A 13,408-nucleotide genomic window follows, 5' to 3' on the forward strand; every position below is an offset into this window, starting at 1 on the left:
TCGACGGCATTCCCAAGAAAGGTACGCCGCTATGTTCGAGACGCTGCTCAGTTCCCGCAATCTGGCTTTCGAGCTGTATGAAGTGCTGGACGCAGAAGCGCTGACTCGGCGCGAGCGTTTTGCCGAGCACAGCCGGGAAACCTTCGATGCAGCGATCAGCACGGCGCGCAACATCGCGGAGAAATACTTCGCGCCCCACAACCGCAAAAACGACGAGAACGAGCCGCGCTACGAGAACGGCGCAGCGGTGCTGATTCCGGAAGTGAAACCCGCCGTGGACGCCTTTCTCGAGGCTGGGTTTCTGAACGCCGCCCGGGACTTCGACGCCGGTGGCATGCAACTGCCGACCCTGCTGTCTCAGGCCTGCTTTGCCCATTTCCAGTCCGCCAATGCCGCGACGGCGTCGTACCCCTTCCTGACCATGGGCGCGGCGAATCTCATTGAAAACTTCGGCACCGACGAGCAAAAGCGGCGCTTTCTGCAACCGATGATCGAGGGCCGCTTTTTCGGCACCATGGCCCTGACCGAACCCCACGCTGGATCGTCGCTGTCGGACATCCGCACACGCGCCGAGCCTGCGGAAGACGGCAGCTATCGCCTGCGCGGCAACAAGATTTTTATCTCGGGCGGCGATCACCCACTGTCCGAAAACATCATCCATCTGGTCCTCGCCAAACTGCCCGACGCACCCGCGGGGGTGAAAGGCATTTCCCTGTTCATCGTCCCGAAGTTTCTGGTTAACGACGACGGCAGTCTCGGTGAGCGCAACGACGTCATTCTGGCCGGGCTGTTTCACAAGATGGGCTGGCGCGGCACCACCTCCACGGCGCTGAACTTCGGGGACAACGGCAACTGCGTCGGCTATCTCGTGGGTAAGCCGCATCAGGGCCTGAGCTGCATGTTTCAGATGATGAACGAGGCACGCATCGGCGTCGGCATGGGCGCGGTGATGCTGGGTTATGCCGGTTACCTGTACTCGCTGGAATACGCCCGCGAACGTCCGCAAGGCCGACTGCCTGACAGCAAGTCACCGGACGGGGCGCCGGTGTCCATCATTCAGCACGCCGACGTGAAACGCATGCTGCTGACGCAAAAAGCCTACGTCGAGGGTTCGTTCGACCTGGGCCTTTACGCCGCTCGGCTGTTCGACGACACGCAGACGGGCGACAGCGAGGACGTGCGCAAACACGCCCACGAGCTGCTTGACCTGCTGACGCCCATCGTCAAATCCTGGCCTTCGGAGTTCTGCCTAAAGGCCAACGAACTGGCGATCCAGATTCTCGGCGGCCATGGCTACACCCGTGAGTACCCGGTGGAGCAGTACTACCGCGACAACCGCCTGAACCCGATTCATGAAGGCACCCACGGCATTCAGTCCCTGGATCTGCTGGGACGGAAACTGGCGCAAAACGGAGGCGCCGGGCTCAAGCAACTGATTCGTCTGATCGCCGACACCTGCGAGCGGGCCCAGGCCCATGAATCGCTGACGTTATTGCGCCAACCGCTGGAGCAACTGGTCGCTCGCCTGCAAGCGGTGACCCTCGGCCTACTGACCGATCTGAGCCAGGGCAAGGTCAACGCGACGCTGGCCAACTCGGCGCTGTACATGAAAGCGTTCGGGCACGCGGTGATTGGCTGGCGCTGGCTGGAACAGGCGATTCGTGCGCAGGAGGGGTTGGAGAAGAACAACGAAGCCGACACTGACTTCTACAAGGGCAAGTTGCAGGCCGCCCGGTACTTCCTGACGTGGGAAGTACCGGGTTGCCATCATGAGCTGGCGATTCTTGAGCGCCGGGATGACGCTTGTCTGTCGATGCAGGCGGGCTGGTTTTAAGTCCGCCACATGACAGCCGCAGCGACTCGCTCGCGCTAAGCGTTGATTCAAGCCCCTGGTGCCTTCCAAGAGTTTTCGGCGCCCGGAAAGATTCTGAACCGTGAAGCAAACGGGCGATAAAACTCTTTTACCCGATTCAAGCGTTTGTAGTATTCGGACGCGTAGACATTGGTATCCATTTTGAACCCGTCGTCGAGCAGGTCGGCATAATCCGGCCGGGTTTCCTTGAGTACATCCAGAAACAACCTGGGCCCCGTGACTTCCGAGATCTGCGTCATGTAGGCGGTCATCGCCGCCTTGGATTGATGTCGGGAAGACGTCAACGCTTCAAGGGCGGCGTATTGTCTGGTGAACCGGGTATGAATTTCCCGCTCCATTTCCCTGAACACGGGATTGCCGGGGCGGCTCGCGAAATGACTGTTACCGGGGCCTTTGAACGACAACGTCGGGCTTTCCAGTGTGCCGCCCACCAGCACGTCATGGGGTCCCGCCAGCAGCTCGGCTCCCGAGAATGAGCGACCGATGACGTCGTCGCAGTCCATGTAGATGCCGCCGTACTCCCTGATCAATCGATACCTCAAGATATCCGAGGCTGCGGCAAAGTTTTCCAATTCTCCTCGGCGAAAGCAGGAAAACGCTGTCGAGGTGTGCGGGTCGTTCATGAAGCCCTCGAAGAAGGGCTCATCCTGCAGCCTGGAAATGGTCATATTGGGAAATTCAGCGAACGCCCCCTGCAACTGCGCTTGAGGGGACAGACCCTCTACCTCTGCCGTGTCGTCAATATCCACATGCATCGTGAACTTAAGCTCGGGACTGATTCGCATGTTGGATTTGATGTTTTCGATGAGCGATTCACTCGGCAACCGCCGGCCCAGCCAGACCTGGTGCACCATCTGCTCGACCGGCTCTGCATTGGCAGGAACACCCGGCAGGCGCCGGAAGGTGTAAAACACGTCACCCACCCCTGCCCTCAAGTTATCCCTGACCCTCAGATAATCCGTCTCGGTCCCTGTGCGCCAGCGGCCCTTATTGTCCAGCCAGAGAAACCGTTCGTTACTCGATTCCCAGCAGGCTACCTCAGCGTTGTAAGCGACCTTGGTCCCCTCAGGAACGTTGTTGGCGAAATATCGAAGTACCTGCTTTCCTTCCTCGTTCTCTACCCACCTCATTTCGATGCCGTCCATGGGGATCTCGACCGTCACGGGTGGCTGGGCGCGCGTGAGTGTGATTTCACCCCGTTCGCCCGGCAGTGCCGTCTGGGGCGATTCCTCAATGAAACTGGCGCCGCCGCGCAGGCCGGGACGCAGGTCAACGTCGGAATAGAAACCACTCGCGGGTTTAACGTAGGGCCCCTTCACCTGCGGATCCTCCGCCGAGAAGATGCGGTACTGCCCGACCTTCTCGACGGGCTCCACTGGATACACCTTCGCGTGCACACGGGCGAAGTAAGCTGTCTCCCCGGGGGCGGGATGCTCGACTTTATAGACGGCTCCAAGGTCGTCCACTTGCCAGGCGCCAGGGATGTCACCCAGCGCGGCCCCGTATTCGAAGCGGGCCAGCGACGCTCTCAGGGCCGGCTGCAGCAAACGCAAACCCTCCGGCTCCACGCCAAACGCTTTGATGCGGTCGTACGTATTGATGCGATGGGCTTTGAGCTCGATGCGATCCTGCTCTTCCTGACTCAGCCGTGCCTGGCGATCACTCGCCGACTCGCTCGCCTGCGACAGTTCCTCTTCAATACTTTCAGCCTGCGCTCGTTGTTGCTGCTGAACAGCCACCGCCTTTTCCTCGGGACTTCGATCAGCAATCATTTGCCCGATTTCATCCACAGCATCAGAGGCCGTCTCTTCCGCCACACGGGTGGCAGCCGCCGCCAGCCTGCTCGAAGCCGCTGCTCCGCCGATGACAGCGGGTGCCGCATTCAGAACGCCGAACACAATGCGGTCCACGCCGTCTTGCCGCTCTTCAAGGGTCCTGCCTTCAATGACCTCATCGATGCCAAGCCCGACCAGCGCCACGGACATTGCGGCCAGTGGAATCCAGAGCGCCGGCACCGCCATCGCGACAACACCGGTCACTGTTACGGCCCAGTACAACACCTCAGCCGATATCTCTTTGTTGTAATCCGCCTGGCTACGGATGAGTTGATTGCCGTCGGATTCAAGTCGGCTCTGCACGTTGTTTTTGAAGTGGGAAAAAGGCCAGGGCGAAAGGGCATCGCCGAGATGGATGATCTTCGCCGGGTCCCAATGCCCCGTTTTCACATCAAGTTTGTGCGGAAACGCTGCGAGTCCTGCCAGGGTCTGGTGAAGTCCGGTGTAGGTGAAACCGTCGGCGACGTCTTCCACCTTGAAATGCCCTTCAAGGGCCTTCCTTCGACGTGGCCCCTGGCACTGCAGCGCAATCCAGCTTCGTAATTCGGAAAGATGCTGGAAGGCGTGAAGGGGCGACGAGTTGCCAGGGATGTACATCACCAGCCTGTCGGTGTGTTCGTCTCTGATGACGATGATGTCAGTGGCGACGTACCGATACAGAATCAATTCCCGAATCGTCACGTCATGGGGCAAAGGCGCGTCGGCGAATGCTCTGAACGTCAATTCGTCCCAGGTCTGATCCGGCGTCAGGCCAAGCGCTCGCAAGACCAGCTCTTTATCCTCAGCGCTCAGGGAACCCTCCTGATGCTGTACGAAAGCGGATTTCAACAGCGCAGCTTTGATCAACAGGTTGTAGTCATCACCATGGCGATGCCAGAAGCGCTTGAGCGAGTCCTGATAGTGGGACTGCAAATCGAAGTCCCACACATATCGTTTGAAGTCCTGTGGATCGATCGCCATATGGGTCGATCGGTCATAGCGCTGGGGGCTGGTCTTGCGATAAATCGCCTCATAAGCCCGGCACGGTCCGAGGTCCAGGCGTCCCTCAACGACGCGCGCCGGATGTCCGCCTTCCTTGTAAGGACTCAAGTGCCCGAGATGATTGAAGAACTGTCCGTTGCCGTTTTGCTGCCAGTCCCGCATGAAGGCCTCGGTCAGGGTCATGGAATAAGCAACCTTTGCCCGGCCCGGTTCCTTCTCCCATTGATTGATGTACAGCGTGGTCATCAGCAGTTCGTCCGGATCCGTCTCTTCGAACACATGCTGGAACAGATAGGCTTGCGCTTGGGTGCGTGCATACTCACGCGGCGACTCGTAGATGACGTGCTGCTGATCGAGCCAGTCTCTCAGCAGCATGGCGTCAGCGTCGACTTCGTCCCCGGGCGCCGGCTCGATGGGCCACCCGTTTTCGTCGCGCGGCACACGTGGCTCATTCCAGCCACTGTCTTCCCAGTCCTCGCCTCTCTGGTCACGCCAGCCCGAGACTCGCGACATGTCGCGACTGCGCCGAAGCTCGTCAGCCCTGCGCTCCAGAGCGGTCGTATCCTTTCTGTCTTTCATAACCCGACATCCTGTCAGTGAGTGAGTCCGTAGAGTCCACCGACAGGCACGCAGGGCCGCCATAGATAATTATTGCTTACGAAATGTGCAGGCTGTTCAGGGTTGTTGAATCGGAAAGAAACGATCGACCAGCACCCGCCCGGCACTTCCCAATCGCGTCACATAACCCTGGCGACTGAAAGGCTCAGCGGTCCGCATGTCGAGCAATTTTCGGCCCGTGACTGGCCCGGTGACTTCACGCAGCTGGACTTTTATGAACCGGTAGAACGTCCCGATGACGTGTTCGATGCTGTCGATCTGAAAGTAGTGGCCGGGTAAAAAAATAGCCTCGGCCTCTTCCGGACTCGCAGAGAACGGTGCGATCGGGGTTGCGCTCAAGTACTGTTTTTCCGGCAGTACGAACACCACGCTGGTGTCGTCAAAGCGGATCGGCGCACTCGTGGCACTGGCATGGGCGCCGCCCTGACTGCTGGCAAAGGTGCGCGCCTGATAGGGGTTTTCGCTGAATGAGGTGATATCGGTGTTGACCAGCACATCGCCCACGCTGACGTCGCCGGTACGGAAGAAGGCGCCCGACGTACCACGCGCCCCGCTGCCGCCTCGATACAGCGCGACGTCATTGTTGTACCCCAGCGTGGTGACGTCCTCGGCAAGCCTTTGCACCAGCGCCACTTGATCGGAATAGGTCGCCACGCCGGTTCGCAAGAACCGGTTATACGCCTCGTCCTCATGGGTGTAATGCTTGATGGAAGCACCGACATATTCACCGTCTGCGGTCTTGAACACGCGATGCTTGGCCCCCCACTCATCAAAATGCACGTCTTCACCCTCGGAATCGGTGGCGATAACTTCTTCGGGCTCCATGCAGAACACCTCGACCACTGCCTTTTGCCGGGCCAGCGCCGCCTCCGAATAAAGCTGCTCATCGAAAAGGTTGAGCTGCATGAAGCGGTCCCAGAACGCCGATTGCACATTGGCAATGGCCGTCGTGGGCGGCGGACTGATCGTCACGGCGCCGGCGTCCATGGGTGCACCGCCAGACAAGCCCGGGATCGGAAGCCGTTCCCAGCCGCCTTGCACACTGAAGCGGACCGGGCATCTGCCATGGAACGCAAACGGGTTCTGGGGATCGATGATGACCCAGCTGTCCAGGCTTTGATCGAAGTTCAAACGATGCGCTCGCCCTTCGATGACCGCCCATGCTTCGCCACTGCTCAGCCGGTATGACCCTTGGTAGGGCCCTTCCTCCAACACGGGCGCCAGCGATTCGAGGACGACGTTGTCGCTCATGCCCGACAACGGATCGGTCGCCAGGAGAGCCGGCATCGCATCGGCACCTGCGTCTAGCCCCAACGGGCTTTGTGCCGCCATGGACGGCCTGACATCAGTCCCCATGCGCGTCAGCAGCGGCAGGTTCAAGAACAGATAAATAGCGCTGGCGATGGCGCCCAAAATACCTCGCCTGCGTTGTTGGGCGCTTTTACCGTTGACCGCCTGATCGATATTCAACCCCGTGCTGATCAGGCTCGCGCCCACCACAGCCAACGCCAGCGGCCAACCCAGCGGCGCCAGATTGCCGAGCACGGACAGAAAGGCGTTCAGGTAGCCGAGCCAGATCTGCTTGCGAAGGTCGCTGTTATCGGTCAGCAGGGTGGTGGCATCAGCGGTCATGTCATGACGGGCGACATCTCGCAGATAGACGAACGGATCACCCGAGATCGGCTCTGTTCCGCGATTGAGGAGGCGATTGGCTCCAGCGTCGTCGTGATCATTGCTCAGCAGCCGAGCCACATCGCGCTGGAATGCAGCGCGGTGCGTCTCCCAGTCACTCCCCGAATGCAGAAATCGGGCGCAAAAGACCGCCCGAGTTCTGATGGACAGGAACTGCGCCTTCAACCACTCGTACATTTGGTGGTGGGTATCGAAGCAGTAGAACGGCGTTTGCGCACCGCAGACATACAGGATCTGACGTCCGTTTTCATCGACGATACGCAGAATGTCCCGAGCCTTGAACGCGCCCAGTTCCAGATGAAACACCGACACCGCTGACGTCACAGGCATTGGCTCACGCAACTGCGCGAGGGTTACAGGCCCCGGCCCGGTCGCCAGGACGCTGCGCAGCATCTCGAAATCCGTGGCTGACAGCTGGTTTCTGCTCAGGCCTTCTCCTGCAGACGCCAGGTAGCGAACCTTGGCAAGCACGCAGAAGTTGTCGCCGTGCTGCGCCCAGAACCTGTCCATCCTGCGGCGGTAGCCCGCAGTGAAATCAAGGGCCCAGAAATCGTTGAGCACCTCTGTCGGGAGCATGCGCACTTCATTCCGTTCGTCATAAAAGCCATGCTGCGGACCGTCGGTGTAGAAACCGCCATACACCGCAAGCTCGTCGGGGGCTTGCTGCTCGCTTGCGTTGAAACGACGAATCACCAGTTCGGTCATCGTCATGGATTCCATCGTAGCGCCAGCGTGCTTCCATCCGGTAAAGGAGCGCGAACTGCTGCTGGCGCTGGAGAACCGATGCCAATACACCTGATCGGGGTCCAGATGCTTACCCGTGTGCCTGAAAATGATGCTCTGGGCAGCGGATCTCGCCAGTGCATTGAGATCGGGATAGTCGGTGACGTAACGGCTGGCTATCAGTTTGAGCTGACGTTCATCCGATTCGGGTAATGGGTGGGCTTGTACGTTCATGATGATCACTTCTCCTGAAATAGGAGCCAGAGGTGATCAGAGTTGGCAGCGCGGGCTGGCATAAATATGTATTGCTGCTGTCATCCGGGAACGGATGTGATCAGCGGCCTGCGAGTAACAGGCCCGTTGCACGGCCATTAGCCTGCCCATCTGGAATTACGCTTTGACAGCCAAGCAATTCAACAGGTTAAATCCCTTGGCACGCGGACTGCATGGTCAGGTCGCGCCCTCGTTTGTTCGAATTCGTTTTCTGGAGTACCGCCCTTGGATGCCACGACCATCAACAGCCTGTTCCTGATCGGCGCGTTGCTGGTGGGTGCAAGTATTCTGGTCAGCTCGCTGTCCTCCCGCCTTGGCATTCCCATTCTGGTGATCATCCTCGCCGTCGGCATGGTGGCCGGCGTCGATGGCGGCGGCATCATCTTCGATAACTACCCGACGGCCTATCTGGTCGGCAATCTGGCGCTGGCGGTCATTCTCCTCGACGGCGGCCTGCGCACGCGGGTGGCGAGTTTCCGGGTCGCACTCTGGCCAGCCTTGTCCCTGGCGACAGTCGGGGTGCTGATCACCACGGGGCTGACCGGCATGGTCGCCGCCTGGTTGTTCGATCTGAACATCATTCAAGGCCTGCTGATCGGCGCCATCGTCGGTTCCACAGACGCCGCTGCGGTCTTCTCGCTGCTGGGCGGCAAGGGCCTGAACGAACGGGTTACCGCCAGTCTCGAGATCGAATCCGGCAGCAACGACCCGATGGCGGTGTTTCTCACGGTCACGCTGATCGACATGCTGTCCAGCGGACAGACCGGCCTGCACTGGAGCCTGCTGGGCCATCTGGTTCAGGAGTTCGGCATCGGCGGGATCATCGGGCTGGGCGGCGGCTGGATCATGCTACAGCTGGTCAACCGGATTAATCTGGCCAACGGCCTGTACCCGATTCTGGTGGTCGCCGGCGGGCTGGTGGTCTTCGCACTGACCAACGCCATTCACGGCAGCGGCTTCCTCGCGGTGTATCTGTGCGGACTGGTGTTGGGCAACAAGCCTATTCGCAGCCGCCACGGCATCCTGCACATGCTCGACGGCATGGCCTGGCTGGCACAGATCGGCATGTTCCTGGTGCTGGGCCTGCTGGTCACGCCACACGATTTGCTGCCGATCGCGCTGCCAGCCCTGGGCCTAGCGCTGTGGATGATTCTGGTGGCGCGGCCGTTGTCTGTGCTGGCGGGCCTGCTGCCTTTCCGGGTGTTCCATGGCCGCGAAAAAGCCTTTATTGCCTGGGTGGGCTTGCGCGGCGCGGTACCGATCATTCTGGCGGTGTTCCCGCTGATGGCCGGTCTGCCCCATGCGCAGCTGTATTTCAATCTCGCGTTCTTCATCGTGCTGGTGTCGCTGTTGGTTCAGGGCACCAGCCTGCCGTGGGTGGCGAAATGGCTGAAAGTGACGGTACCGCCTGATCCGGCGCCGATTTCCCGCGCAGCGCTGGAAGTGCATGTCACCAGCGAGTGGGAGCTGTTCGTGTATCGCCTTGGCGCCGAAAAGTGGTGCATCGGCGCCGCGTTGCGTGAGCTGAAAATGCCCGAAGGCACGCGGATCGCAGCCCTTTTTCGTGGTCAGCAACTGCTCCACCCGTCGGGTAGTACGGTGCTGGAAGTCGGCGATCTGCTGTGCGTCATTGGTCACGAACATGACCTTCCCGCCCTCGGCAAGCTGTTCAGCCAGGCGCCGCAGCGCGGGCTGGATCTGCGCTTCTTCGGTGACTTCGTGCTCGAGGGAGACGCTGAGCTGGGGGCTGTCGCGGCACTTTACGGTCTGAAACTCGACGGGCTGGATCCGGGCATGCCGCTGAGTCAGTTCATCATTCAGAAGAATCGCGGTGCGCCAATCGTGGGCGACCAGATCGAATGGAATGGAACTATTTGGACCGTCGCGGTTATGGACGGGAACAAGATCCTCAAAGTGGGCGTCAGATTCCCCGAAGGAAGCAGCCCGGGGCCCGCGCTGTTCCTTTAAACTGCCCCCCATTTCTGCTTGTTCGACCCGGTGTCTATGTTCACGCTGCGTAACTTTTTTGCCTCGGCCCTGCTAGGGCTTTGCCTGTCGTCCGTACCGGCGCTTGCCGCCGATACGCCTCCCCTGTCCAGCGAGGCCGTCCAGCGCAGTCTGGACAAGATCGCCGACCGCAAACTGAACCCTGACGACCAGAAAGCGCTGCAGCAGGTGCTGGAACAGACGCTGACGTTCCTGTCCAGCCAGAAGGACAATCAGCAGAAGCTGGAGGATCTGAAAAAGCAGCTTGCCGACGCGCCCCGCCAGACCGCCGAAAACCAGCGCGAGCTGGCCAAGCTCAAGGCCAGCAAAGTCATTCCGGTCGCCCAGCGCTACGCCAATCTGGACGTGCCGCAGCTTGAGCAAGTGCTGAGCCAGCGCAGCGCCCAGCAGGCTGATCTACAAAAATCCCTCAACGACGCCAACAGCCTGACCATCACCGCGCAAACCCGGCCCGAGCGCGCCCAGGCCGAGATCAGCAGCAGCCAGACGCGCATCCAGGCCATCAATGGAATCCTCAAGTCAGGCAAAGATGGCGGTAAAACCATCAACGCCGACCAGCGCAACGCGTTGAACGCTGAACAGGCCTCATTGAACGCGTTGATTGCGTTGCGTCGTCAGGAGCTCGCCGGCAACAGCCAGTTGCAGGACCTGGGCGGCAGCCAGCGCGACCTGCTCACGGAAAAGGTCAATCGACAAGATCAGGAAATCCAGGACCTGCAGACGCTGATCAACGAGAAGCGTCGCGCCCAGTCTCAGGAAACCGTGACGCAGTTGTCCCTTGAAGCGCAGAAAGCCGGCGGCAGCAGCCTGCTGGCGAGTGAAAGCGCGGCCAACCTCAAACTCTCCGACTACCTGCTGCGCGGCACCGACCGCCTCAACGAGCTGACTCAGCAGAACCTCAAAACCAAGACCCAGCTGGATGCCATCACGCAGACCGATCAGGCGCTAGACGAGCAGATCAACGTGTTGAGCGGCAGTCTGCTGCTGTCGAAAATCCTCTACAAACAGAAGCAGTCGTTGCCCAAGCTCAAACTCGACAGCGGCCTGGCCGACGAAATCGCCGACATTCGCCTGTATCAGTTCGAGGTCAATCAGCAGCGCGAGCAGATGAGCAGCCCGAGCGCTTACGTCGACACGCTGCTGGCAACGCAGAAGCCGGAAGACGTCACACCCGCACTGCGCAAGACGCTGCTTGATCTGGCCACCACGCGCAGCGACCTGCTGGAGCGGCTGAACCGCGAGCTGAGTGCGCTGCTCAACGAATCCATCACCCTGCAGCTCAATCAAAAGCAGCTGGTCAGCACGGCCAACAGCCTGCGGGCCACCCTTGATGAGCAGATGTTCTGGATTCCGAGCAACAAGCCGCTGGACCTGGAGTGGTTCGAGCGCATCCAGCCACGACTCGTCAAACAGGTCACCACCCTGCCCTGGACGTCCAGTGTCAGCGAACTGTATGACGGGCTGACCCAGCGCCCACTGATTTTCCTGCCGCTGTTCCTGGTGATCGGCGCGCTGATGTGGAAACGCAAGGCACTGTACGACAAGCTCAATCGCCTGCATGCCGACATCGGCCACTTCAAGCGTGACCGGCAATGGCAGACGCCGCTGGCGATTTTCATCAACGTGTTGCTGGCGATGCCGTTGTCGCTGACCCTCGCGGTATGCGCGTTCGCGTTGCAGATCGACGCCCGCGGGCAGAACGTCAATCTGGGTTCGGCACTGCTGCAAGTGGCGCTGGCCTGGCTGGTGTTCTACACCGCTTACCGGATTCTCGCGCCGGGCGGAGTGGCGCAACTGCACTTCCGCTGGGAAAAACCGCAGGTTGAATTCCTGCGCGGCTGGATCCGGCGCTTGGGTCTGGTGGTGCTGGCGCTGGTGACGGTGGTTGCGGTAGCCGAGCACGAACCCTCAGCACTGGCCGACGACGTGATCGGCATCGCGGTGGTGCTGACCTGCTACGCGCTCATGACCTGGCTGCTCGCGCGCCTGTTGCTAACCAGCCCGACCCACCGCAGCGCTTCGCTGTTTCGCCGCGCCGTCGGTCTGGCCTTCACTGCCCTGCCCGTCGCGCTGTTCGTCGCCGTGTGCTTTGGCTACTACTACACCGCGCTGAAACTCAGTGATCGCCTGATCGACACGCTGTATCTGCTGATGCTGTGGCTGGTCATCGAAGCCGCTTTCGTACGCGGGCTGAGCGTCGCCGCGCGCCGTCTGGCGTACCAGCGCGCACTGAGCAAGCGTCAGGCCGCGAAAGAAGCCGGCGAAGGCGAGACGCTGATCGAGGAGCCGACGCTGGACATCGAGCAGGTCAACCAGCAGTCGTTGCGGCTGATTCGTCTGGCGCTGATTGCCGGCTTCATCGGCGCGCTCTACTTCGTCTGGGCCGACCTGATTTCGGTGTTTTCGTACCTCGATAACATCACGCTGTACGAGTACACCAGCGGTACCGGCGCCAACATCAGCATGGTGCCGATCAGCCTCGGCGACCTGATCGGCGCCCTGGTGATCATCGGCATTACCTTCGTGCTGGCCGGCAACTTGCCGGGCCTGCTGGAAGTGCTGGTGCTGTCGAAGCTCAACCTCAAGCAGGGCAGTTCGTACGCGACCACCACGTTGCTGTCGTACACCATCGTCGGCGTGGGTTTTGTCTCTACGCTATCGGCCCTCGGCGTGAGCTGGGACAAGCTGCAATGGCTGGTGGCGGCGCTATCGCTGGGCCTGGGTTTCGGCATGCAGGAGATCTTCGCCAACTTTATCTCCGGGATCATGATCCTGTTCGAACGCCCGGTGCGGATCGGCGACACGATCACCATTGGCGCACTGTCGGGTACGGTGAGCAAGATCCGCATCCGCGCGACCACCATCACCGACTTCGACCGCAAGGACATCATTGTCCCGAACAAGACGTTCATCACCGGGCAACTGATCAACTGGTCGCTGACCGACACGATCACCCGCGTGACGCTGAAGCTGGGCGTGGATTACGGCTCGGATCTGGACCTGGTGCGCAACCTGCTGCTCAAGGCCGCCCGTGACAATCCTCGGGTGCTGAAAGAGCCCGAGCCGATTGTCTACTTCCTCAATTTTGGTGAAAGCACCCTCGACCACGAGCTGCGCATGCACGTGCGTGACCTGGGCGACCGCAACCCGGTGCTCGACGAAATCAACCGGTTCATCAACAAGGAATTCAAGAAGCAGCACATCAACATCTCGTTCCGGCAGATGGAGGTTTACCTCAAGAACATGCAGGGACAGGAGTACAAGATGGTGCCCATCGAGCCCGAGCAGAAAACCATCACACCGCCCGCTGCCGTGCCCCCGGCGCCAAAAGATGCACCGGAGCCGCCCGAAGCCAAACTCGACTGACCGGGAAAAACCCAGCAGAATGGTCGGACATTCTGCTGGA

Annotated in this window: 5 protein-coding genes; 3 read left to right on the plus strand and 2 right to left on the minus strand. The window is 60.4% G+C overall.

Going from position 1 to position 13,408, the window contains the following annotated elements; translation table 11 throughout:
• Window positions 1–31 precede the first annotated feature (31 nt).
• The gene (locus tag ABEH28_RS05880) at window positions 32–1,834 is read left to right on the plus strand and encodes an acyl-CoA dehydrogenase (RefSeq protein WP_346629377.1); all 1,803 of its coding nucleotides are present in this window, start codon (window positions 32–34) and stop codon (window positions 1,832–1,834) included.
• Between the two features lie 47 nt (window positions 1,835–1,881).
• On the opposite strand, the gene ABEH28_RS05885 is transcribed toward ABEH28_RS05880, so the two are convergent.
• Together ABEH28_RS05885 and ABEH28_RS05890 are read right to left on the minus strand one after the other, a co-directional pair.
• Entirely contained in the window at window positions 1,882–5,268 is a 3,387-nt protein-coding gene (locus ABEH28_RS05885) for a DUF6543 domain-containing protein (protein ID WP_346629378.1), read from the minus strand.
• A 96-nt stretch (window positions 5,269–5,364) separates the two neighbouring features.
• The gene (locus ABEH28_RS05890) at window positions 5,365–7,956 is read right to left on the minus strand and encodes a DUF6543 domain-containing protein (protein ID WP_346629379.1); all 2,592 of its coding nucleotides are present in this window, start codon (window positions 7,954–7,956) and stop codon (window positions 5,365–5,367) included.
• Between the two features lie 264 nt (window positions 7,957–8,220).
• Here ABEH28_RS05890 and ABEH28_RS05895 point away from each other — a divergent pair, with 264 nt between their 5' ends.
• Window positions 8,221–9,963 carry a potassium/proton antiporter gene (locus ABEH28_RS05895; RefSeq protein ID WP_192171172.1) on the plus strand — a complete coding sequence of 581 codons (1,743 nt, stop codon included), beginning with the start codon at window positions 8,221–8,223 and terminating at the stop codon, window positions 9,961–9,963.
• 36 nt (window positions 9,964–9,999) lie between these two features.
• Window positions 10,000–13,368, plus strand: coding sequence for a mechanosensitive channel MscK (mscK, locus tag ABEH28_RS05900; protein ID WP_346629380.1), 3,369 nt, complete (start codon window positions 10,000–10,002; stop codon window positions 13,366–13,368).
• Window positions 13,369–13,408: the final 40 nt, after the last annotated feature.

The sequence above is a fragment of the Pseudomonas sp. Ps21-P2 genome (assembly GCF_039672565.1).
In the GTDB taxonomy this organism is placed as follows: Bacteria; Pseudomonadota; Gammaproteobacteria; order Pseudomonadales; family Pseudomonadaceae; genus Aquipseudomonas.